The sequence below is a fragment of the Lentzea sp. NPDC092896 genome, from assembly GCF_044754905.1.
In the GTDB taxonomy this organism is placed as follows: domain Bacteria; phylum Actinomycetota; class Actinomycetes; order Mycobacteriales; family Pseudonocardiaceae; genus Lentzea.
This window is the reverse complement of sequence record NZ_JBIVPX010000001.1, coordinates 2164782-2188015: the sequence shown is the minus strand read 5'-3', so window position 1 is coordinate 2188015 and position 23234 is coordinate 2164782. Positions and strand designations below refer to the sequence as shown.

Genomic DNA, 23234 nt, shown 5'->3' with positions numbered 1-23234 from the left:
ATGCCATGAGGTGAGTCACTTGACTCACCATGCCGGTCGTGGCTACCGTTCCGAGGTGAGTCACTCAACTCACCACTGGAGGACATGATGGGACGCTTCGACGGCAGGACGGTGTTCGTCACCGGCGCGACGAGCGGGATGGGCGCGAGCCACGTGCGGGGCTTCCACGCGGAAGGCGCGCAGGTCGTGATCGCCGCGCGGGACCTGGAGGCGGGCTCGAAGGCCGCCGAGGAACTCGGTGAGCGGGCGTTCGCCGTACGGCTCGACGTGACCGACGAGGACGCGTGGATCTCCGCGGTCCAGGCCGCGGAGGAGCGGTTCGGGCCGGTGTCGGTGCTGGTCAACAACGCGGGCGCGCAGCACGCGGCCGCGCTGATCGAGGACACCTCGCGCGAGGTCTGGGACCGGACCATGGCGGTGAACCTGACCGGTCAGTTCCTCGGCATCAAGCACGTCGCGCCGTCGTTGCGCAGGGCCGGCGGCGGGTCGATCGTGAACATCGCCTCGACCATGGGCAACGTGGGGTCGCCGTACTACGCGCCGTACGTCGCGAGCAAGTGGGCGCTGCGCGGACTGACGAAGACCGCCGCGCTGGAGCTCGGCCGCGACGGCATCAGGGTGAACTCGATCCACCCCGGCGTGGTGTCGACGCCGCTGATCAACGAACCGGTCGCCGCCGGTCAGCCCGCGATCGGCGACCTCTACTCCCCCGCGCCGTTCGCCGTGCCGCGCCTCGGCGAGCCCGGCGAGTTCACCGCCCTGGTGCTCTACCTGGCCTCGCGGGAGGCGGCGTTCGCGACCGGATCGGAGTTCGTGCTGGACGGCGGCCTGCTGCTCGGCCCGGCGCTAGCCGCGTAGGTAGTCCGCCACCGGGCCGAACGTGACCAGCCCGGTGCCCGCCACCAGCTCGTCCTTGGCGGGCAACAACAACGCGTGGGCGCGCTCACGCAGTTCGTCGTCGCGCAGCCTGGTCGCCGCCATCGCCAGCAGGCAGGCGCGGACCTCGGTGAGCAGGTCCGCCGGCCCGTCCGGGAGCGCTCGCGCGGCGGCCAGCGCCTCGTCACGGGGCAGTGCCAGCGGGCGAACCCAGTCCAGCAACGGACCCCAGTCGTCATCGAGGTCCACTGTGGACGAACCGTGCACGCTCAGCAGGGCCAGCGGCAGGAGTCCGCGCTCCACACCCCACATCCCGGTGCCCTTGACGCGCTCGGCCGCGGCTCGGTAGGCGCGATCGGCGTCAGCGGTCTTCCCCACCGCCACGAGCTTCAGCGCCGCGTACCAGTCGGTGAAGACACCGACCAACGGCAGGTCGTGGCGCCGGGCGAGGTCGTCGGCCGCGGCCGCGTGCAGGTCGGCGGTGCCGAAGTCGGCCAGCGCGGAGCAGGCCTGGACGAGGATCAGGTGGCCCAGCACCTCGTAGGTGACGTCGGTGGCGACCTCGAGGAGCTCGCGGCCGATCGCGGCACGCTCGTGAGCGAGGCCCGTGCGGCGGAAGGTGTGCATGAAGCGGGCGTTCAGCGCGAACGCCCGGAGTTCGGGATCGCCGAGGTCACGGGCTATGGCCTCGGCTTCCCGCGCTTCGCCGAGGCGGGCGCTGGTGCCCCGGTCCTCCATGGCGATGGTGGCGAGCAGACGGGCGCGGATCGCGGTGGGGCCGGGGAACGCGGGCAGGACGCGTTCGGCGGCGGCGATCAGTTCGGCGGAGTGGGCCGGGTCGTCGTTCGTGGTCCAGATACCGGGGACGTCGTACGAGCCGATCACCTCGGCCAGTTCCCGCGGACCGCCGGCCAGCCGCAACGCCGCCGACCTCTGCTCCCGTGCCGCTGCCAGGTCTCCGCTCACCGCCAACGCCCTGACCAGCCCCGCCAACCGCTCCGAGCCCGCCGCGATCGCCGCACGCCACAGCCGCACCGCCTCCCGTGGCGAACGCGTCTGCTCCGCGGCCTCCGCCAGCGCGTTCGCCGCCGCCGCGCTCCTCGTGCCCGCGAGGGCGTAGTGATGCGCGAGCGTCTGCACGTCACCGGGTCGCAGCGCCTCCGCCACCGCCTCGTGCCAGCGAGCACGCCTGGTCAGCGACACGTCCTCGTACACCGTGTCGCGCACCAACGCGTGCGTGAACCGGGCGTGACCGGGCGCCACCTCCACGACGAACCCCGCTTCGATCGCGAGGTCCAGTGCGTCGAGCACGTCGTGACCGGCCAGCGCGGCCAGCAGGTCCACCTCGACGTCCCTGCCCAGCACGGAGGCCTGGCGCAGCACGGTCCGCGCGTCGGCGGGCAGCCCGGCAAGGCGGTGGCGGAGCACGTCCCGCACACCGGCCGGGACCGAGCCGAGATCGCCGCCGGACGCGACCAGCCGACCCAATTCCTTGACGTAGAAGGGATTGCCTCCGCTGCGTTCGTGGATCGCGACCGCGTTCTTCGCCCCGACCAGTGCGGCGACGGCGTCCGCGTCCAGACCGCCGAGCTCGACCCGGACCGGTTCGGCCCGGGCCAGGGCCTCCAGCGGCACCGCCGAACGTGAGGTCGCCACGATCAACACCCGGCCGGAGAGCCGTCGGCCGGTGAACGCGGTCAACACCGCCAGGGTCTCCTCGTCGGCCTGGTGCAGGTCGTCCAGCACGACCAGCACCGGCGCCGCCGATTCCACAGTGGACACGATCGCGAGGCGGAGCTGGAACCGGTCCGCGGCTGCGAGCCCCTCCCCCAGCGCCTCCACGACCTGTTGCCACGGCCACGCCACGGGCGCGTCCTCCTGGCAGCGCGCCCACACCGTCCGCCAGCCCCGACCGGCCAGCATCCCGGCGAAGGCCGTGGCGAGCGCGGTCTTGCCCACGCCTGCCTCGCCCGTCACCAGAGCGATGCCCAGCCCTGCGGCCGGGACGGCGGTCTCCAGCAGCGCGAGTTCGGCGGTGCGTCCGACCAGTGTCGACTCGGGTGCGGGCAGCAGGCGCGGCGACTGGGCCAGGATGTCCGCCTCCAGCGTGCGGAGTTCCTCACCGGGGTCGACGCCGAGGTTCTCGACGAGCGCGTGCCGGGCGTCCCGCACTGCCGCGAGCGCGTCGCCCTGCCGTCCCTCCCGGTACAGCGCCAGCGCGAGCAGGTTCCACGCCTTCTCGCGCCACGGGTGCTCGGCCAGGTGAGCCCGCAGGTCCGCGACAACACCCGCCGCGCGGCCCAGTGCCAGCGCGGCCTCGGCCCGGCGTTCGACCGCCACGAGCCGCAACTCCTCGAGGCGGTCGATCTCGGCCCGTGCCCAGTGGAACTCCGCGAACTCGGCGTAGGCGGGACCGCGCCACAACGCGAGCGCACCGTCCAGCACGGACAGATCGCCGCCGAGCATCTCCTCGAACCGCCACGCGTCCACGTCGTCGGCGAGCAAGGCGTACCCCGCGCCTTCGGTGACCAGCAACGAGGACGGGGTCCGGGGTGGACGGTCGGGTTCGAGAGCTTTGCGCAGCGCCCCGACGAACGTCTGCACCGTGCCGAGGGCGCCGTCCGGTGGCTCCTCCCACAGGTCGGCGACCAGCATGCGCACCGGTACGACGCGGCGCCGGGCGACCAGCAGACGGGCCAGCACGGCGCGTTGTTTCGGGCCGCCGAGGCGGGCGGAACCCGCGGTCAGCGGGCCGAGCACCCCGAACGTCACCACCCGCTGACCCTAACGCTGATCGGTTGCTGATCAGGCCTCGGCACAGTGGCCTCGTGAACCACACCGCATTCGACTACCAGCGCATTCAGGTCTCCGAGGGCGTCGAGCTCAACGTCGCCACGACCGGCTCCGGCAGCCCGATCGTGCTGTTGCACGGCTTCCCGCAGACCCACCTCATGTGGCGGCACGTCGCCGCCGACCTGGCCGCCGACCACACCGTGATCATGCCCGACCTGCGCGGCTACGGCGACAGCGACAAGCCCGCCGACACCGGCCTCACCTACGCCAAGCGCACGATGGGCGCCGACGTCGTCAAGGTCGCGCAGGCGCTCGGCCACGACCGGTTCGCCCTGGCAGGGCACGACCGGGGTGCGCTCGTGGCGTTCCGCACCGGGCTCGACCACCCGCGGCACGTCACGCACCTGGCGTCGCTCGACGTGCTGCCGACGCTGGACATGTGGGACGTCATGCGCGGGACGTCCGCCGCCATCGGGTTCCACCTGTTCCTGATGGCCCAGCCTCCTGGCCTGGCCGAGCAGATGATCAGCGCGACGCCGGACGCGTTCTTCGGGCACTTCCTCGACATCTGGAGCCAGAGCGAGTTCCCCGCGGACGTCCGTGCCGAGTACCTGCGAGCGAGCCGCGAGGCCGTCACGTCGATCGTCGCGGACTACCGGGCCTCAGCGACGATCGACGTCGAGCACGACACCGCCGACAGGAACGCGGGCAACCAGCTCGAGATGCCGGTCACGGTGCTGCAGCAGGACTGGGGTGCCGCGCTCGGCTTCGACGCCAAGGCGCTGTGGCAGGCCTGGGCGCCTGACCTCGACCACCGCACGGTCTCCTGTGGACACTTCATGGCCGAGGAGGCGCCGGAGGTCGTCGCCGGGGCGATCCGCGACCTGCTGAAGCGCTGACGCGAACGGGCCGGGGCTCACGGCCCCGGCCCGTCGCACCGCTATCCGACCGTGAACGTCACCTTCAGCAGATCGCCGTGCCGGGTGACCGAGCTGACCGGCTGGTTGTTCAGCTCGACGGTGCGGACACCGGGGGCGTGCACGGTGATCGTCACCTGGCCCCGGTCCGCCGTGCGCCCGACCGCGAGCCGCAACGTGCTCCCGTCGAACACCGCGGAGGCGTTCTCCAGCTTCTTCGACGCCGTGAACCACGTACGTCCGTCGACCTCGACCGACTGGCGGTTCAGCAGATCGACGCTCAGCGGCTTCTCGCCCGCCCTGCGCACCAGCGCGTACCCGCCGTCGTACAGCACGTCGTCATGCCGATCGCCGGCCAGCTGCACGCGAACGTGCCCGTCCCGCACCTGTTGTGCAGACACGATCGCACTCGGTGCGGCCGCAGACCTGGTCTCCAGCAACGTGGTGAACCGGGTGGTGGTCCCGTCACGCCGGGCCAGGACGAACGGGATCTGCTTGCCGTCCGTGGCCAGGCCGGGCCCTGTCGTCTGGAGCACCCGCGTGGACGACGGTTCGAGCGCCCTCATCGACAACACCGACTGCGGCGTCTTCCACTCCGCCTGCCAGGCACCGTTCGCCGCGGTCCCCTCGGCCACGAACCGCAGTTCGTCGTAGCCGAAGTCCTTGTCGTTCGGGTCGAGCACGCACGTGCCGCAGGCCGGCGGGGCCATCACCGGGCCGGACACCGTCAGGTCGCCGACACCGTGCCACGACTGGTCGAACCGGTGCGCCGACGAACCGCGAGCGTCGAAGACGTCCACCGTGTACTCGTCGGTCATCAGTTCGGCCCGCCGCAGCGACACGTCCGGCATCGCCGCGTACGGCTTGTCCGCCTTGGCGTCGACCACCTTGAACCGCGGCGTGGTGCCGAAGTACTCCAGCGCACCGCGGATGTTGCGGTCCTGGCTCTTGCCGTCGACGACGACGGTGTTGTGCGACACCGATTCGCGGTACCAGTTGTTGGTCAGGTCCGCGTTGTCGACACCGTAGATCTGGCCGAGGTCGGTGGACTGCAGCCCTCCCCCGCCGACGACGTCGAGGTGCAGCTTGTCGGCGTGGCCGTGGGTACCGCCCGCGACGCCGTGGTCGAGCCGCAGCGCGTTGGCCTGGAACGGATCGACCGCACCGGAGAAGCCCAGCCGCACGTCGTCGAACAACGCGACGCCCGCCGCGTTCTCCACCACCAGCGAGATCCTGGCGGCGATCGCGTCCTTCGGCACGTCGGCGCTCAGCGTCCGGGAACGCCAGCCGAGCAGGTCGTGGAACGTGGTCACGACCGGCGCCGAGACACCCGCGGGCGTCACGAACGACAGCTCGATCCGTGCACCACCGTTCTCCTTCAGCGGCAGCAACGGTGAGAACGTCCGCGCGTCGAGCTTCACCGACGTCACGTTCCCGCCGGTCACCGGGACATCGGTGGTCCAGGCACTGCGGTTCAGGCCACCGGTGACCTTCGCCGACGACGAACCGCGGTACGGCAGCGGCGACAACTCGGCCGCGCCTTCGGCCTTCCAGCCCCGGGCCGAGTCCTCGAACCCGCCGGAACCGAGCAGGTCGTCGGCGAACAGATCGACGTCGTCGACCGTCACGTCGCCCCGCACGGACAACTTCACCGCACGGGCCAGTGGCGGCACGTCCAGGCCGGCCTCCCGAGCAGACCAGGAGTCACCGGAGATGGTCAGCGATCCCCGGCCGACCTCCCACCGGTCGAGCAGGAACACCGCGTCGATGCTTCCCTTGCCCTTCGCCATCGCCTGCAACGTCAGGTGACTGAGCCGGGAGCCGTCGAGCGGGAACGTCTGCGAGGCCGCACCGGTCAGCCTGCGGTCCTTCCACGTGCCGCCGCCGAGCTGCCAGAACGCGGGCTTGGCCGAATCCGCCAGCGACGCCTCCTCGAAACCGGGGTTCGGCACGAGGTTCGGCGCGTCGGAGGACCGCAGCACCGTCTCGCCGAGCCCGCCGAACGTGGCGCTGGGCTGACGCGGTCCACTGAGGCTCGGCAGCGAGTCGACGCCGAAGCGCAACGCCCACCGGTCCGAACGCGGGCGTCCGAGGTTGGTGTAGGCGTAGTTCAGGCCCGTCGCGAAGTCGCGTTCGCCGTACTCCGCGTAGGCCCACTCGGCGATCGCCGCGAAGCTCGGACCGAAGCGCCGGCCCCACGTGCCGCCGTCACCGGCGGCCGGGATCGTCAGGTCAGGATGCAGGTACGGCAGCAGGATCGTGTGCATCGAGCGGAAGCGTTCGTCCACTGTGTAGTCACGTTCGCCCAGGTTGCGCGCGGAGACCGCGAGCGAGGTGAGCGCCTGCAACGCGTACACGTGGTAGCTCGCGGCACCCTCCCACCACCAGCCGTCGGACAGCCGCGCCTTGTTCAGCAGGAACTCGGTGCCCATCTCGGGATCGTCCAGCGCCCACTTCCGCAGGCCCTCGTCGCCGATCGCGGACCCGACGCCGTGCACCGCCGCGACCGTCCAGGCCTGGAAGTTCGACGTCACCGTCGGATACGACTGCACCAGCTCGGCCAGTGGCTTCAACAGGTTCAGCGAGATGTCGACCCGGTCGGACTCGGGCAGCGTGTCCCGGATCAGGTCGTAGCCGTCGATCAGGCCGATCGCGGCGACCGCCTCGTCCAGCGACTGGTAGTGCACCCGGCCGTAGATCACGTTCAACGGCACGGACAGGAACCGCTCGGCGTAGTACGCCAGGACGTCCCGCGCCTTGGCCGCGTAACGCTGGTCGCCGGTCACCCGGAAGGCGAGCCCGAGGTCGGCGACGGCCTGGGCGGCGTTGTTGTGCCAGATCTCGATCCACGCGGCGTCCAGCAGGTCGCCGGTGTAGGACTTGCCGTCGATCGGGCAGCGGTGCAGCTTCGGGGAGCTGTAGTTGAACTCCAGCGAGGTGTTGGTGCCGGGGCACTTGAAGTTGCCGCTCCAGCCGCCGTGGTTCACCGGCTGGTCGAGCGGCCGCGCGAGCCACGCGTCCGCCTCGGCCTTCACGACCGAGTCGAACGCCTTGCGCGCCCAGTCCTGCCCGGCGATCCGCTGCTTCAGCGCGTCGAGCTGCGCGGGAGTGCTGTAGACCCGTGGCGCGCCACCGGGAGAGGTCGCCTGCTCCGCCTTGAAGCTCGCCTGCTGAACCAGGGTCACGTCGCCGGCGGGCGTCGCGGTCAGCACGCCGGACGAGCCCGCGGGCAGCGACACGGAGACGATCGCGGACTCCCCCGGCTGCAACACCGGGGTCGCGGCGGGCGTCACCGAACCGGGACCGTCGACCGCGAGCTGCAGCGAGTCGGCGACAGCGCGGCGGTTCGTCACGGTGGTCTGGAACTTCGCCTGACCACCGGCGGCCGCGCTCTTGGTCTGCGTGTCCGGCGAGATCCACGGCGACTCGGGCGTGACGCGGACGTCGTCGACCCACGCGGTGCCGGTGGCGTTCTGGATCGCCGGGATGATCTGCAGCTTCGTCATCAGCGGCGGCACCCGGAAGGTGCCGGAGATCGTCGTCCAGTCGCGCGAGCCGGTCAGCACGCCGTTGAGCAGGCCGGACGGCGAGTAGACGCTCTGGCCGTTCGCGTCGGTGTAGAGGAACCCGACGGTGACCCGCAGGCCGCCCGGGAAGTCCGTGTAGTCGGCGGTCTCGATCCTGTCGAGCTTGACCTTGGCCGAGACCTGCACGACGGGCCAGGTCCTCTGGTCGAGCGGAACGGTGACGAACCCGCCGATCTTCTGCGTCGGCGAGGCGTCGATGCGCAGCGACCGCGTGCCGTGGAAGGCCGTCGTGGAGTCGACCTTGTAGGTGGCGCTCAGGTACGGCGTGCACCAGGCAGGCGCCGGACAGGCCTCAGTGGACGGTGAGGTGAGCTCGAAGCTCGGGTTGTTGACCAGGTTCACCCACGACTCGGCCCTGACTTTCAGATCGTCGAACCGCGCCGTGCCCTTCGCCCGGTCCAGCGCGATCGACAGGAACGCCGACACCGTGCCGGGTGGAACCGTGTGCACGTCGGCTCGTTCGGTCCAGTCCTGCGTGCCGACGAGGTTGACGCCCTTCCAGGTGCGCTTGCCGGTGGCGTCCACGAACGCGATGCTGATCTTCGCCGCGTTGTCGGCGGTCGCGCCCTGCACCACGTTGTCCAGCCGCACGCGGCCGGACACCTTGACCGAGCTGATCCGCCGGACGTCGATCCCGAACGACGCCGACGTGGCGCCTTCCCAGGCCGAGCCCGTGGCGGACGTGACGGTGAGAGCACCGTTCTCGCGCTTGGCTCCGGCGGAGAGCGTCCACGACGTGGTGGCGTTCTCGAAGCCGCCGTTGCGCAGCAGTTCGTGTGCCACCGGTGTGTCCGGGGCCGGTGGTCCTGGTGCGGCGGAAGCGGTCGCACTCGTGGCGACGGCCATGGCCGCCACGACGACGAACGCCTGCAACACCGCGACAGATCTCCTCATCGGGTTCCTCCAGATAAGAATTCATTCCGCCTGAGGGAAGGAATGCAACGGCCCCCGCACGTTGCCGGAATCCTGCGACATCGCGGAAGTCCAGTCAATGCCCGGTTTCCACTCCACCGTCCACACCGGAATCTTTGCGGAATGACTTCATCTTCCGTTGACCCACCGCCCGCCACGTGGCAATACTGCGTCAGGTAAGTGGTGCAGACCACCTCGTCCTCCCGCCCGCCCGCGGGTCACACCCCTGTGGAGGAAATGCATGCGAACAAAGACGTTGCTCGTGCTTTCCAGTTGCGCGGCGATACTCGCCTCTACCATTGCCGCACCATCGGCGATGGCGGCAGCGCTGAACAACTACTTCGAAACCCCTGCCGCCGGTTCGCCCTACACGCTCGCGAAATGGGCCGCCGACGGCTGGAACGCGCCCTGGCACCAGGGTCTCGACACCCGCACGTACATCGACTCCAGCGTGAAGCGCAGCGGCAGCAAGTCGTTGCGGGTCACCTACCCGGCCGGGCAGTTCGGGCCGGGGCCGTCCGGCGCGCAGGCACCGTTCGCGATCCCGCGCGCCCAGCAGTACTACGTGGCGCAGTGGGTGCGCTTCAGCTCGGACTTCAGCTGGGGCAACACGAACTTCGCCGGCAAGGTCGGCGTCGGGCTCGGCGCGGGCGCGTCCTGCTCCGGCGGCATCCCGTGCGACGGTTACAACGGCTTCACGTCGCGGTTCATCTGGCGCAGCGGCGGCAAGGCGGCGATCTACTACTACAGCATGGACCACGCCAGCCAGTACGGCGACTACCGGGACCTCTCGCTCGACGGCAAGCCGGTGTACTACCCGCCGGGCCAGTGGGTCGAGATCGTGCAGCGGGTCAAGGTGAACACCGTGACGAACGGCAACGCCAACCCGGACGGCGAGATCCAGGTGTGGTTCAACGGCCGCCAGGCCGCGCTCATCACCGGGCTGAAGTTCGTGCGCAACGGCGACCTGATCGACCGGGCGTACCTCTCCTCGTTCGCGGGCGGCGGCGACGCCTCGTTCGCGCCCACCAGGACGGGCTACATCTGGTACGACGACCTGCGCGTCAACACCAGCCCGATCTAGCTCATCCATGCGTCACCAACGGTTTCTCCGGCAACAGCGCCAGGGTCTCCGGTAGCGAGTCGAACGTCAGGTGATCGCTGAACACCGGCAGGGGATCCACCTCTCCCCCGGCCACCAGAGCGAGCACGGCGGGCAGGTGCGGCGTGATGTCGGGCCTGCCCGTCGTGAACGTGACGGCGTTCATGTACATCGGCCCGGTGGGCACCGTGACACCGGCGAAGTAGATGCCGGCGCTGTGGCAGTGCCCACCGGGTTCGGTCGCCTTCAGCGCCGCCGTGAGCCCGTCCGGATGCCCGGAGGCGTCGTACGTCAGCGGGAACTCCCGCCGGTCCAGGTCGCCTGCCGATGCGACCGCCTGCGCGCCATACCCCTCAGCAATGGCGCGACGACGTTCGTTCGTATCGACGTAGACGACCCGGGACGCACTCAGCGCACGAGCGAACGCACAGGCGTACAGCCCGATGCTGGTTCCCCCGAACACGAGCAGCGGCGCGCCGGGCAGGTGCGTCTGTCCCTTGAGGACGCTGCCGTACGCGTCCGTCAGGTTGTCCGAGGCTGAAGCGAACGCCTCGGGCTTCACCCCGTGCGGCAGTTTGACCAGGTTCGCCGCAGCCCACGGCACCCGCACGAGTTCGGAGAACAGGCCGCCCCACGCACCGCCGAGCGGCAGCCCGAACATCGCGTACCGGGGCACCGAAAGACAACGCGACGGCGCCCCCGCCGAGCACGTGGCGCAGGTCCCGCACGAGATGTGCCACGGCACGACGACGAGATCACCCGCGACCAGCCCGGAGACCTCGTCCCCCACCTCCACGACCTCGGCCACGCACTCGTGCCCGAGCTGCAACGGCGCCGGGAACGGCGTGCGCCCCGCGATCACCGCCCGGTCGAGGTCGCACGTGGTGGCGGCGACCGGCCGCACCACCGCGTCGCCGGGATCGACGACGCGTGCGTCCGGGACTTCGCGCCAGCGCAGCTCACGAGTCCCGATGTACTCCAAAACCCTCATTTCACACTCCCTGCGGTGAGTCCAGACCGCCAGTACCGCTGCAACAACAGGAAAGCGAGCACCAGCGGCAACAACGCGAACAGCGAACCGACGACCATCAGCGGGTAGTAGTCGGGGTCGATGTTCGCGAGCGAGTTCCAGCTGTAGAGGCCGAGGCTGACCGGGTAGAGGTTCTGGTCGGACAGCATCACCAGCGGCAGGAAGAAGTTGTTCCAGATGGACGTGAGCTGGAACAGGAAGATCGTCACGTACCCCGGCGCCAGCATCCGCAGTCCCACGGACACGAAGCTGCGGATCTCCGTCGCGCCGTCGACCCGTGCCGCTTCGAGCACCTCGTTCGGCACGTAGGACGCGGAGAACACCCGCGCCAGGTAGACGCCGAACGGGTTGAACAGGACCGGGATGATCACCGACCAGATCGTGTTCGCCACACCGGCCGCCGACGCCATCAGGTACAGCGGCAACGCGAGCACCGCGGCCGGCACCATCACCGACACCAGCACGAGCGCGAACAGCTGGTTCTTGCCGGTGAACGAGAACTTGTCGAACACGTACCCGGCGGCCGTGCTGATCAACGCACCGACCGCCGCGCCTCCGACCGCGTACATGATGCTGTTGAGGTACCAGCGCCCGTAGATGCCCTTCTCCTGGGTGAACAGGCCCTTGACGTTGTCCACCAGGGCGAAGTTCTCGAGTGAGAAGAAGTCGGACGCGAACAGCGCCTCGGTGTCCACGGTGGAGGCCAGCAGCAGCCAGACCAGCGGCAGCAACGCGTACAGCGCGCCGACACCGATCACGACGTTCGCGGTGAGCCGCCCGGTCATGCTCTACCTCCCCTGGACGCGCCACGGGTGACGGCGAACGAGAGCAGACAGCACACGATCAGCAGCAACACCGAGGCCGCCGAGGCCAGGCTGTGGTTGTTGCGCGCGAACGCGGCGTCGTAGATGTACATGTTGGGGGTGAACCGCGGTCCGATCAGCGGGGTGACCTTGCTGAGCAGCATGGGTTCGGTGAACAGCTGCAGCGCGCCGATCACGGTGAAGATCAGCACGGTGACGATCGTGCCCCTGATCAGCGGCACCTTGATCGTCACGGCCGACCGCACGGGCCCGGCGCCGTCGATCGCGGCCGCCTCGAGCACCTCCTGCGGCACGGCGCGCAGCGCGGCGAAGAAGATCACCGTCGTGTAGCCGAGACCGCTCCACAGCGCGATGTTCACCAGCGACGGCACGACCATCTCGAGCCCGAGGAAGTTGACCTCGACGTCGAGGCCCTTCATCAGGTCGATCACCGGCGAGATGCCGGGCGTGTAGAGGTAGAGCCAGAGGACGGTGGCGATGATGCCCGGCACGGCGTGCGGCACGAACAGGATCGTCTGGCTGATCTGCCGCAACCGCACCACTCCCGAGTCGAACAGCAACGCCAGCGACAACGCGCCGACGATCACCAGCGGGATGAACACGGCCGAGTACAGCAACGTGACGCCGACACCCTGAAGGAAGCTGGGGTCGGTGAGCACGACGCCGTAGTTGCGGAGTCCGACGAACGCGGTCTGGCCGTTGCCGAACCCGAGCCCGGTGTGCGAGCGGGCGAAGAAGCTCAGGTAGATCGCGTACAGCGTGGGCGCGAGGAACACGACGGCCAGCAGCGCGACGAACGGGCCGAGCAGCAGGCCGAGGGCGGAGCGTTGCCTGATCACGAGCGCCTCACCGACAGACCGAGGCTGCGCATGTCCGGCAACGTCTCCGCCTCGGCGTCACGAAGAGCCTGCGCGATCGTGGTGCCGTACGGGATCCGGGCCAGCCCGTGGTGGATGGACGTGGCGGTGGACTGCATCCGCGGCCCCCACATCCAGCCGCCGTGCTGCAGTTCGTACTGCTTCGCGGCGAGGCCGTAGAGGTCCTGGCCGCCGTAGAACGTGGTCTTGAACTGCTTCGCGGCCGCGTCCCACAGCTTCGGCGCGGCGGGCAGCAGGCTGGACCGCCCGCTCGACAGGCGCGCGGTGATCGCCTCGGGCGAGGTCGACATCCACTCGATGAACCGCATCGCCCGCTCCTTCTTGACGCTCTCCGCGGTGATCACGTGCAGCGAGGCGCCGTCCCGTCCGATCGACGGCTTCGCGGGGTCCCACTGCGGGGCCGCCGCGATGCGCCACTTCCCCGTGCCGCCGGGCACCGAGGACGCCAGCGCGGCCACGCCCCACGTGCTGACCAGGTGGGTGGCGACCCGTCCCTCGGCGAGGGCGGCGAGCCACTCCTGGCTGCTGCCGGGCGCGAGGAACAGCAACTGCTCGTCGAGCAGGCCCTGCCAGTACTCGGCCGCCTTCAACGACCCCGCGTCGGTGAAGTTGACGACCCACGAGTCGCGGTCGACGTCGAACCAGCGCCCACCGGTCTGCATGACGTGCGCGGCGAACAGGTTGTAGCCGTTGGGGTGGAAGGCGGTCAGGTAGACGTTCCTGGCCTTCAGGGCGCGCGCCGCCTCGCGGAACTCGTCCCACGTGGTCGGCACGTCGACACCGTGCTCGCGCAGGACGTCCTCGCGGCAGAGCATCAGCAACGGCGGGAGGTCGAGCGGAACGCCGTAGACGCGGCCGCCGAACGTGGCGCCGGACCAGGCCACCTCGCCGAGTTCCGACCGCAGCTGTGCGCTGACCAGGTCGGTCAGGTCGGTGGCGACGCCGTCCAGCGCGAACATCGGCAGGTCGGCGTCGGCCATCGACACGACGTCCGGCGCGTTGCCGGCGCGGGCGGCGTTCGACAGCTTCGCGTTGCCACCGGCGAACCCCGAGGTCACCGTCTCCAGCACGACGGGTTCGCGAGGGTTCAGCGCGTTCCAGGCGTCCACGACGGTGTTCGTGCCGCGCAGCGACGACCAGAACTTCAGCGGCCCGTTCGGGTCCTTTGTGGACGACGAGCACCCCGTCAGCAGGGTCAGACCGGCCGCAGCGAGCAGGCTGCGCCGGGTGATCACGGCCTCACCGCCGGCCGTGGCACGTCCACGGGGTTGCCGCGATCAGCGGCCTGGTAGACGGCGAGCGCCGCCGACACGACAGACCGGCCGTAGGCGCCGTCGATGTACTCGCCGCCGTCGCCGCGAGCAGCGGACACGAACCCGTCGAGCTGCGACCGGAACGCCGTGCGCAGGTGGCTGGGACTCGCCTCGACCAGCGTCGTGATGTTGCCGTCCCGCAGCAACAACAGGCCGTCGGCGGCGGAGACCCGGAGCGTCACCTCCGGCATGACGACGTCGGTCTCGTCGTAGTAGGGCGTTCCCCTGCTGGTCAGCACGACGCTGGCGGTCACGCCGTTGGCGAGCTCGATCAGTGCGAGCGAGTCGGTCTCGACGTCTATCCCCTCGCGGCCGCGCACCACGCTGCTGACCCTGCGCACGGTGCCGCCGCCGAACCACTGGATGCGGTCCAGGCCGTGCGTGCCGACGTTCAGCACGATGCCACCACCGGCGAGAACCGGGTCGAAGAACCAGGCGGGCCGCGAGTTCCGCTCGTAGTGCGCGGACCGGCGGTGCGCGATCAGCAGCGGATCACCGAACTCGCCGGACGCGATCAGCGCGCGGGTCTCCCGTGCCACCGGGTCGAAGTGGATGACGTGGGCGACCGCGAGCAGCACGCCCGCGTCCCGGCAGACCTCGATCATCCGCGAGCAGTCCTCGACGGTGGTCGCCATCGGCTTCTCCACCAGCACGTGCAGCCCGGCCTGCGCGGCCTCCACGACCTGCTGGGCGTGCAACGAGTGAGGCGTGGTGATGATGACGGCGTCGAGGTTCGCCTCCGTGATCATCGTGCGGTAGTCGTCGTACACCTCGACGCCCGGTGCCGCGAGTGCCTCGGCCGCTTCGCGCCGCACGTCGCAGATCGCCGCGATCGCGTAGCCGTCGGCTCCGGCCGCCGCACGGACGTGGTGCGCGCCGACCGCGCCGGCACCCAGGAGTCCGATCCGGAATGAGGTCATGTCCCTGCTTTCTCGTGAAGCTTCAGCTCTGCGGAGCCGCACGACGCCCTGACGACGAGCCGCGGCTGGATGAGCACCTGCTGGGAGGGAACGTTGCGGCCACCGTCGATGCGGTGGAGGAGGAGCTGGGCGGCCAGCGCGCCCACCTCGGTCTTCGGGGGCGAGACGGCGGTCAGCGGGATGTCGCCGACCTCCGCCACCTCGTCGTCGTACGCGACCACGGCGAGATCGCGCGGCACGGACAGGCCGAGCCGGCGCGCGGCGACGATCAACGCGGCGGCGTCGCGGTCACCGTGGCAGAACACCGCCGTGACACCGGATTCGGCACAACGCCGGGCGTACGCGGAGATGTCCTGCGCCTGCCACAGCAGCCTGCGCACGGTGGCGGCGGCATCGACGTCCAGCAGCTCGACGGCCTCGTCGAACCCGTTCGCGACCTGCTCGGACGTGCCGGTGCTGACGCGGCCGAGGAACCCGATCTTCTCGTGCCCCAGCGACTTCAGGTGCCGGACGGCCTTGCAGACACCGCCGGCGTGGTCGGTGCCGACGAACGTGGTCGGGTCGTCCGGCTCCGGTGACGGCGGGCGCCGCTCGGCGAGCACGTACGGGACCGGGAGGTCGCGCAGGCCGTCCACGTAGGACTGCGGGTCGTTCATCAGGTGCAGGCTCGGCACCAGGAGCAGGCCCTGCACACCGGTTTCGAGCATGGTGCGCAGTTCGTCGCGTTCGACGTCGAGGTCGTACTTCGAACACACCAGCACGACTCCGACGCCCGCGCCGCGCAACACGCGCTGCAGTCCGTCGATCACGCGCGGGTAGTAGTAGGTCGTCGACGGGACGAGCACTCCGACGAGCGGCCGTCCCGATCCGATCGGCGCCGTCTCGGAGCGGACGAACGTGCCCGCGCCCTGCCTGCGCAGCACGATCTGCTCGTGCACGAGCTGGCCGACGGCGCGCCGGATCGTGTTGATGCTGACCGACAGCGTGGTGGCCAGCTCACGTTCGACGGGCAGCTGGTCACCAGGCCCGTACACCCCGTCGGCGATGTCCTTGCGCAGACGGTCAGCGGCCCACTGCCATTTCGGGCCAGCGGAGGAATGAAGGAATGAATCCCCCGATTCAGCTGATGTCATGCCGGGAAGAATGACTCATGCTGCTCCTTGCCGCAAGAGGTGACCTGTGATTTTGTGAGCCAAGACCACATCAGGCCAAAAATTCATTCCTTTCAAAGAATGAATTAGTCGCACGCTGGGAGTGTGCCCTCATGAATGAGGCAGACCTCGAAGAAGAACTCGCAAGGCCCTCTCCCGCGCTGGTCGCGGAGGCCACCGCCTGGGGTGACGTCGTCGTGCTCGGAGCGGGCGGCAAGACCGGGTCGGGCATCGCCGGCATGGCCCAGCGAGCCCTCGCTCAGGCCGGTGGCGACGCACGGGTGCGGGCGGTGTCGCGATGGTCCGACGAGGACGGTCGCGCGCGGGTCGAGGCCCAGGGCGTCGAGATCGTGACGGCGGACCTCGGGGACCCGGCGGCGGTCGCCGATCTGCCGGATGCCGACACGGTGATCTTCCTGGTGGGCGCCAAGTTCGGCACCGCGGGCGCGCCGGAGCAGGCGTGGATGACCAACACCGTGCTGCCCGCGTACGTCGCCGAGCGCTACCCGAAGGCGCGGATCGTCGCACTGTCCACGGGCAACGTCTACGGCATGACCACGCCGGTCACCGGTGGCAGCGTGGAGACCGACGAACCGCGGCCCGACGGCGACTACGCGATCACGTGCCGCGGCCGCGAGCAGGTGTTCACGCACGCGGCACGGACCAGGGGCACGCCCGTGGCGTTGATCAGGCTCAACTACGCCTGCGAACCCCGGTACGGCGTGATAGCCGACCTCGCGCGGAAGCTCGTCAAGGGCACGCCGATCGACCTCACCACCGGAGCCGTGAACGTGGTGTGGCAGCGCTACGCCAACGAGGTCGTCCTGCGCAGTGCCGGACGAGCCTCGAACGACCCGTTCGTGCTCAACCTGACCGGACCGGAGACCGCGTCCGTCCGCTCGATCGCCACGCGCCTTGCCGCTCGCCTCGGCGTGGAGGCCTCGTTCACCGGCTACCTGCCGGAGACCTCGCTGCTCAGCGACGCGACGACGTGCCACGAGCTGTTCGGCTACCCGGACCGCACGCTCGGGCAGCTGATCGACCTCCAGGCCGAGTGGCTGCGCGGCGGCGGGCCGCTCTGGTCGAAGCCGACGAAGTTCGAGCGACGGGACGGGCGGTTCTGATGGACTTCGCGACAGCCGCCCTGCTGCACCGCGGCACGGTGATCCCCGCGCACCCGTTGGCGCTGGACGAGTCCCGCACGCTCGACGAGGAACGGCAACGGGCCCTCACCCGCTACTACCTGGAGGCGGGCGCCGGCGGACTCGCGGTCGGGGTGCACACCACCCAGTTCGAGATCCGGGAGCACGGGCTCTACCGGCCGGTGCTGGAACTGGCGGCGGAGGAGATCGCCGGACGTGCGCCGTTCCTGCGCGTCGCCGGAGTCGCCGGCCCGACTCGGCAGGCGGTGGTCGAAGCCGAGGTGGCCCGCGAACTCGGCTACGACGCCGTCCTCGTCTCCCCCGGCGGCCTGCCCGACCTCTCCCCCGACGACCTCCTCGACCGCAGCGCCGCCATCGGCGAAGTCCTGCCCACCATCGGCTTCTACCTGCAGGAAGCCGTCGGCGGCCGCTACCTGCCCCGCGCCTACTGGCGCCGCCTCGCCGACCAGCCGTCGACGGTGGCCGTGAAGGCCGCGCCGTTCGACCGCTACCGGACGCTGGAACTCGTCCAGGGCGTCGCCGACTCCGACCGGGGCGCCGAAGTCGCGCTCTACACCGGCAACGACGACAACATCGTCAGCGACCTGCTCACGCCGTTCCACGTGCGGGGCGGGGTGAGGCGCTTCGTCGGCGGCCTGCTCGGGCATTGGGCGGTGTGGACGCGTTCCGCCGTGCGGATCCTCCAGGACGCCCACGCCGCCGTGGACGGCGATGCGGAGGCACGAGCCCGCGTCGAGGCGTTGAGCGCGATGTGCGTGGACGCCAACGCGGCTGTGTTCGACGTGCGGAACAACTTCGCGGGCGTCATCGCCGGCGTGCACGAAGTGTTGCGGCGTGAGGGAATCCTGCGTGGCATCTGGTGCCTCGACCCGCACGAGACCCTCTCCCCCGGCCAGGCCGAGGAGCTCACCCGCGTGCAGAAGACCTACGCGGACTGGCTGCACTGAAGGGAGGTGCGGGCATCGCGTCCGCCCACGGATGCCCGCACCTTCACCCTTGCCCTCAGATCCTTTGTGTGTCAACGGAATCAATTCGTCCCAGGAGGAACGTCATGGCGATTCGCAGGCATGACAAAGAGCCCCGCCGCCGCACAGGTCAGTTCCTGCTGCGCAAGGGCATGGACATCAGGTCGATCGGGAACGCCGGTGAGGCGGCGAAGTTGTTGCGCCGCTACGTCCACGACGAGACGGGAATCGTCCTCGGCAACTCACCGGAGGGCGTGGTGATGGTGACGCACGAGCCTGCGATGCGCGGGCTCGGCGAAGACGGCTATGCCCTGCTGGTGAGCCCGAACGCGATCATGCTGCGCGCGGCCACCCCAGCAGGGCTGATCAACGGTGTCGAGCAGTTCCGCCGGCTGTTGTCACCCGGCGGACGCGTGCCCGCGGTGGACCTGACTCACTTGACCGCGCCGGCCGTGGCTCCGGCCTGGATGTAGCGCTGGAAGCACACGTACGCGAGCAACACCGGCAGCATCGCGATGGTGAGGCCGGCGAACAGGCCGCTCCAGTCGCTCTGATAGCCCTGCGACGTCGACAGCGCCGCGAGTCCCTGCGCCAGCACGTAGTTCTCCGGATCCGGATTGAGCACCAGCGGCAGCAGGTACTGGTTCCACAGGCCGAGGAAGTTGAAGATCGCGACCGACACCAGGCCCGGCCGCGCCATCGGCAGCATCACCCGGAAGAACACGCCCCAGTGCGTGCAGCCGTCGATGAACGCCGCCTCGGCGATCGCGGACGGCAGCGTCCGGAAGAACGCGTGCAGGAAGAAGATGGTGAACGGCGTCGCGAACGTCGCGTACACCAGGATCAGCCCGAGTTTGGTGCCCAAGAGGCCCATCTGCTCGACCGTGAAGAACAACGGCACCAGAGCGAGGAACGTCGGGAAGAACTGGGACGTCACGAACAGGTAGTAGACGAACCTGTTGCCGGGGAAGCGATAGCGGGCCAGCGTGTAGGCCGCGATGCCCCCGACCAGCATGGTCAGGAACAACGCGCCGCCGACGACGATCACCGAGTTCAGAAAGTACTGCCCGATCGACGCCTCGTTCCAGGCGCGGCCGAAGTTCTCCCAGCGCGGCCTCTCCGGCACCGTCCACGGGCTGGTGAGGATCTCCGTGTCGGACTTGAACGAACTCGTCACCGCCCACAGCAGCGGGAACGCCGTGACGATCGCCCAGAAGCCGAGCGCGATGTGCAGCGGGAACCGTTTCATGCCAGCTCCGTCCGGTCCTTGTTGCCGCGCAACGCGACGAGCGCGAACACGAGCGTGCCGAAGAACAACGCGACGCCCATCGCGCTCGCGTAGCCGAACTTGCCGTACTCGAACGCCGTCCGGTACAGCGACAGACCCATGACCTCGGTGGAGCCGTCCGGGCCGCCCGGGCCGACCGTCATGATCTGGACCAGCGCGAACGCGTCCAGCGCGACCATGCCGAGGTACACGAACGCCACCTGGACGTTGTCGCGCAACAACGGCAGGGTGATGCGCCGGAACGTCGTCCAGCCCGTCGAGCCGTCGATCAGCGCGGCCTCGAAGATCTCCTTGGGGATGGCGTCGATCGCGGCGCTGAACAGCACCATGTAGAAGCCGACACCCGACCAGATCATCACCGCCATCACCGCGAACAGCGCGAGCGACGGTTCAGCGAGCCAGCTGCGGGCCAGCCCGTCGAGCCCGACCGCACGCAGCACGCCGTTGATCAGGCCGTTGTTCGGGTTGTAGGCGAAACCCCAGAGCACGGCCACGATCGCGACCGACAGCATCTGCGGGAAGAAGAACACGATCTCGTAGAACCGGGAGCCGCGAACACCGCCGCGCCCGTCCTTGCCGCCGCGCTGGATCATCGTGGCGAGGAACAGCCCGATGCCGATCGTCGCCGCGGGCATCAGCAGCAACAGCACCAGGTTGTTCTTGATCGCGTCGAGGAACAGCGAGTCGCCGGCCAGGCGGGCGAAGTTGTCGAACCCGACGAAGTTCGCCTTGCCCGCGACCCCGTTCCAGTCTGTCAGAGACAGATAGAACGCCTGTGCGTAAGGCGACACGACGAAGATCAGGTGCAGCACGAGCGCGGGTGCGAGGGCGCCGATGACGAACCCGTACCCGCGGTTGAGCCTGCGGCGCTTGCGCGGCGCGGGTGGAGCGGGCGCCGCAGCCCGCTCCACCGGCCTGGTCAGGACGCTCACTTCCGTTCGTACTTCTTGATGCTGGTGTCCTTGGCCAGGTCGTCGGCCGCCTTCTGCACGCGGTCAACCCACTCGGCCGGGGTGATCCGGCGCGTCACCAGTTCGGCGACGGCGTCGTCGACGGCCTTGGTCAGCGTCGGGTACCAGATGCGGTGCCGGTAGTTGATGGTGTCGTCACCGGCCTTCTTCACCGCCTCCGCGACCGAGCTCAACGCCGGTGACATCGTGATGCCCTCGGTGGCGCCCTTGACCGACGGCAGGGTTCCGACGGACTTGGCGAAGTCCTTCATGGCGTCGCGGGAGAACAGCATCCGCAGGAACTCCAGGCCGCCCTGGACGTTCTTGCCCTGGCTCGGCACGAGGTACGCCTCGCTGCTGGCCGCGTGGATGGCGTTGGTCTTGAGCTTGCTGCTGGAGTTCAGCGACGGCACAGCGCCCATCACCATGTCGAACCCGGCGGGCGTGACGGACTTCTGCTCCGCCTCGAGCCACGAGCCGCTCGGGATGATCGCGGCCTTGCCCTGACACCAGGCTGCCTGCGCTTCGGTGTGCGACAACGCTTCCGAGCCCGCCATGAGGTAGCCCTTGCCGGACAGCTCCGCGATCGCCTCGGCGGCCGCCTTCACCGACTCGTGCCGCCACGCGTTGGGCTGCAGGTTGTCGATGGACTTCAACAGGTCCATGCCACCCCCGCGCACGGCCATGACCAGCAACGGGTCGGTCATGTACTCGGGGAACTTGCCCTGGTAGGTCCACGGCGCGACGCCGGTCTTCTTGATGTCCTCGCAGAGGTCGAGCATCTCCGGCCACGTCTGCGGCCACATCCAGCCGTTCTTCTCGAACAACGGCTTCGAGTACCAGAGACCCCAGGCGGTGTAGGCGTAGTTGAACCGCACGAACGCCCCGTCGTACGTGCCGTCCTCGATCACGCCGGGCAGCAGGGTGTCGCGCACCTTCACGTTCGGGTCGTCCCACGACGGCGAGTCGAGCAGCTTGTCCAGGTTCTCGAGCTGCTGGGACTGGTTGAGCGCGGCGATGTCGAGCCGGCCCGCGCCGGTGTTGTTGACGACGTCCGGCGGGTTGCCCGCGACGAACCTCGGCCGCAGCGTGTCGCCGACCTTCTGGATGCCCTTGTGGTCGATGACCGAGCCGCCGAACTGCTTCTTGTAGACGCCTTCGGCCGCGATCACGTAGTCGTCGCCGTAGGCGCCCTTGAAGACGACGACCTCCAGCGGGGCGTCGGCCTTGACGCCGAACGGGTTGGTGGAGCTCTTGTCGCCGCCCTGCGACTGCTGCCCGGCGTTGCCGCCGGCGGTCACACACGCGGCCAGGGTGGGCACTGACAGGCCCAGCACGGCGGCGGCTCTGAGCATGCTGCGCCGCGAGATCTCGTGGGAGGACATGGCGAGGTCCGTTCTTGGTGGAGGGGATCAGGGAAGTGCGAGCCAGCCGCAGCCCTGGCGCCAGTGGCCGCCGGACTGGAGGTGGCTGACGATCGCGCGCTGCAGGGTGGTGTCCTGCGGCAGGGTGGCGAGGTCGCCGGTGCCGGGAGGCAGGTGGTGGACGAACTCCAGCACGTCGCTGTCGCAGTCCGGCGTCGGCCCGAACAGGCTCCACAGGCGTTGGAACCGGACGATGTTCGAGCTCTCCGGCAGGAAGTCGGCGAGCTGCGGGTCGAGCAGCCACGAACGGCAGGTGCCGTACTCGTAGCTCTCGTCCGGGAAGTGCGCTGTGAAGAACGGCCTGGCGCGGCGGAACGACTCGTCGCACGCCTCGGGGGTCATCGGCCCGTCGCCGGGGATGTGCACCTCCAGAACGGGTGTGCCGTCCTTCGGGCCGTCGTCCGACTCGGCCTGGTACTCGTCGATCGTGAGCACCGCGCGGTCGAACTGCAGTCTGCCGAGCCGGAAGAGCGTGCCGCGGAAGTGCCGCACGAGCCAGCCCTGCCGATCGAAACCGCCTGTGTCGTAGTACTTGCGGTAGCTGACGACCTTCGCGCCGAGGTCCTGCACGGTCGCCGCGGTGACGTCGAACGGGATGTTCAGCCCGCTGTGCAACGCCAGCAGAGACGGCAGTGCGAGCAGGAAGAGGTGGACGTAGAAGTAGCGTCCGGCCTCGCCGAGTTCGGCGGGGGCGTTCGGCCAGTCCACCTTCCGGCTCGGGATCGGGTCCGCCGCGTAGAGGACCTGGTGGCACCTCTGGAGCGCCTCCCACAGGTCCGGTGTCCTGTTCGGACTGGGCAGCGTCGCCAGCACGCCGGTGTGGTCGGCGCCCGGAACGCCGAGCAGCGCCAGCCGTCGTGTGGCCTCCGCTGTCGTCACCGGTTCCAGGTCCGCGACGTCGGCTGCCGGTTGTTTCAGCAGCGCGGCGAGCCAGTCGTCGGTCGCGCTCATGGCGGCACCTGCTTTCCGGCGATTCCTTCCCCGAAACGGGAATGAATATGGCGTGTCTTGCCCTGGTTCGGCACATCATTATGTGTGACCTCGTGCACGTCAATGATTCTTCGCAGGTCACACGAACAGCTGAAGAATGACTACCGTGCGCTCATTCCCCCAGGCCAGAGCCTTGCACTACGTAAGGATT

General features: G+C 69.5%; 18 protein-coding genes. 6 read left to right on the top strand and 12 right to left on the bottom strand.

The window, feature by feature from the left end; genetic code table 11:
- The first annotated feature begins 87 nt into the window (after positions 1-87).
- Positions 88-858: an SDR family NAD(P)-dependent oxidoreductase gene (locus tag ACIQF0_RS09660; RefSeq protein WP_401026702.1), complete on the top strand. Its 771-nt coding sequence runs from the start codon at positions 88-90 to the stop codon at positions 856-858.
- Here the strand turns inward: ACIQF0_RS09660 and ACIQF0_RS09655 are convergent.
- On the bottom strand, positions 847-3651 hold the full coding sequence (locus ACIQF0_RS09655; protein ID WP_401026699.1) for a BTAD domain-containing putative transcriptional regulator: 2805 nt from the start codon (positions 3649-3651) through the stop codon (positions 847-849). The two genes, ACIQF0_RS09660 and ACIQF0_RS09655, sit on opposite strands and share 12 nt — an antisense overlap.
- Positions 3652-3704: 53 nt before the next feature.
- On the opposite strand from ACIQF0_RS09655, the gene ACIQF0_RS09650 reads away from it, so the two are divergent.
- Positions 3705-4568 (top strand): alpha/beta fold hydrolase, encoded by an 864-nt coding sequence (locus ACIQF0_RS09650; protein ID WP_401026697.1) that lies wholly within the window; start codon positions 3705-3707, stop codon positions 4566-4568.
- 41 nt (positions 4569-4609) lie between these two features.
- On the opposite strand, the gene ACIQF0_RS09645 is transcribed toward ACIQF0_RS09650, so the two are convergent.
- On the bottom strand, positions 4610-9067 hold the full coding sequence (locus ACIQF0_RS09645) for an alginate lyase family protein (protein WP_401026694.1): 4458 nt from the start codon (positions 9065-9067) through the stop codon (positions 4610-4612).
- Positions 9068-9401: 334 nt separating this feature from the next.
- On the opposite strand from ACIQF0_RS09645, the gene ACIQF0_RS09640 reads away from it, so the two are divergent.
- The gene (locus ACIQF0_RS09640) at positions 9402-10169 is read left to right on the top strand and encodes a polysaccharide lyase (RefSeq protein WP_401026692.1); all 768 of its coding nucleotides are present in this window, start codon (positions 9402-9404) and stop codon (positions 10167-10169) included.
- 1 nt (position 10170) lies between these two features.
- On the opposite strand, the gene ACIQF0_RS09635 is transcribed toward ACIQF0_RS09640, so the two are convergent.
- Genes ACIQF0_RS09635 through ACIQF0_RS09610 form a run of 6 tightly spaced genes read right to left on the bottom strand, consistent with a single transcriptional unit; the run spans position 10171 to position 16285 of the window.
- Complete coding sequence (locus ACIQF0_RS09635) at positions 10171-11178, bottom strand: zinc-binding dehydrogenase (protein ID WP_401026689.1); 1008 nt, start codon at positions 11176-11178, stop codon at positions 10171-10173.
- Positions 11175-12002, bottom strand: a complete 828-nt coding sequence (locus ACIQF0_RS09630) for a carbohydrate ABC transporter permease (RefSeq protein WP_401026686.1) — start codon at positions 12000-12002, stop codon at positions 11175-11177. The genes ACIQF0_RS09635 and ACIQF0_RS09630 overlap by 4 nt, the downstream gene beginning before the upstream one ends.
- Positions 11999-12880, bottom strand: coding sequence for a carbohydrate ABC transporter permease (locus tag ACIQF0_RS09625; protein ID WP_401026683.1), 882 nt, complete (start codon positions 12878-12880; stop codon positions 11999-12001). Before ACIQF0_RS09625 ends, ACIQF0_RS09630 begins: the two co-directional genes overlap by 4 nt.
- A complete protein-coding gene (locus ACIQF0_RS09620; RefSeq protein WP_401026681.1) occupies positions 12877-14154 on the bottom strand; it encodes an ABC transporter substrate-binding protein in 1278 nt (425 codons plus the stop codon). Before ACIQF0_RS09620 ends, ACIQF0_RS09625 begins: the two co-directional genes overlap by 4 nt.
- Positions 14151-15152: a Gfo/Idh/MocA family protein gene (locus tag ACIQF0_RS09615; protein WP_401026678.1), complete on the bottom strand. Its 1002-nt coding sequence runs from the start codon at positions 15150-15152 to the stop codon at positions 14151-14153. Before ACIQF0_RS09615 ends, ACIQF0_RS09620 begins: the two co-directional genes overlap by 4 nt.
- A complete protein-coding gene (locus ACIQF0_RS09610; RefSeq protein WP_360029983.1) occupies positions 15149-16285 on the bottom strand; it encodes a GntR family transcriptional regulator in 1137 nt (378 codons plus the stop codon). Before ACIQF0_RS09610 ends, ACIQF0_RS09615 begins: the two co-directional genes overlap by 4 nt.
- A gap of 131 nt (positions 16286-16416) precedes the next feature.
- Here ACIQF0_RS09610 and ACIQF0_RS09605 point away from each other — a divergent pair, with 131 nt between their 5' ends.
- From ACIQF0_RS09605 to ACIQF0_RS09595, 3 genes are all read left to right on the top strand, one after another.
- A complete protein-coding gene (locus ACIQF0_RS09605; protein ID WP_401026674.1) occupies positions 16417-17427 on the top strand; it encodes an NAD-dependent epimerase/dehydratase family protein in 1011 nt (336 codons plus the stop codon).
- Positions 17427-18413, top strand: coding sequence for a dihydrodipicolinate synthase family protein (locus tag ACIQF0_RS09600; protein WP_401026671.1), 987 nt, complete (start codon positions 17427-17429; stop codon positions 18411-18413). The genes ACIQF0_RS09605 and ACIQF0_RS09600 overlap by 1 nt, the downstream gene beginning before the upstream one ends.
- A 104-nt stretch (positions 18414-18517) precedes the next feature.
- On the top strand, positions 18518-18904 hold the full coding sequence (locus ACIQF0_RS09595) for a glycoside hydrolase family 20 zincin-like fold domain-containing protein (RefSeq protein WP_401026668.1): 387 nt from the start codon (positions 18518-18520) through the stop codon (positions 18902-18904).
- On the opposite strand, the gene ACIQF0_RS09590 is transcribed toward ACIQF0_RS09595, so the two are convergent.
- From ACIQF0_RS09590 to ACIQF0_RS09575, 4 genes are read right to left on the bottom strand one after another with little or no spacing between them, the layout of a single operon-like run.
- Positions 18865-19680: a carbohydrate ABC transporter permease gene (locus ACIQF0_RS09590; protein ID WP_401026665.1), complete on the bottom strand. Its 816-nt coding sequence runs from the start codon at positions 19678-19680 to the stop codon at positions 18865-18867. The genes ACIQF0_RS09595 and ACIQF0_RS09590 overlap by 40 nt on opposite strands.
- A complete protein-coding gene (locus tag ACIQF0_RS09585; RefSeq protein ID WP_401026662.1) occupies positions 19677-20651 on the bottom strand; it encodes a carbohydrate ABC transporter permease in 975 nt (324 codons plus the stop codon). The genes ACIQF0_RS09590 and ACIQF0_RS09585 overlap by 4 nt, the downstream gene beginning before the upstream one ends.
- The gene (ngcE, locus tag ACIQF0_RS09580) at positions 20648-22054 is read right to left on the bottom strand and encodes an N-acetylglucosamine/diacetylchitobiose ABC transporter substrate-binding protein (protein WP_401026660.1); all 1407 of its coding nucleotides are present in this window, start codon (positions 22052-22054) and stop codon (positions 20648-20650) included. Before ngcE ends, ACIQF0_RS09585 begins: the two co-directional genes overlap by 4 nt.
- A 27-nt stretch (positions 22055-22081) precedes the next feature.
- Positions 22082-23044, bottom strand: coding sequence for an acyltransferase domain-containing protein (locus tag ACIQF0_RS09575; protein WP_401026657.1), 963 nt, complete (start codon positions 23042-23044; stop codon positions 22082-22084).
- Positions 23045-23234 lie beyond the last annotated feature (190 nt).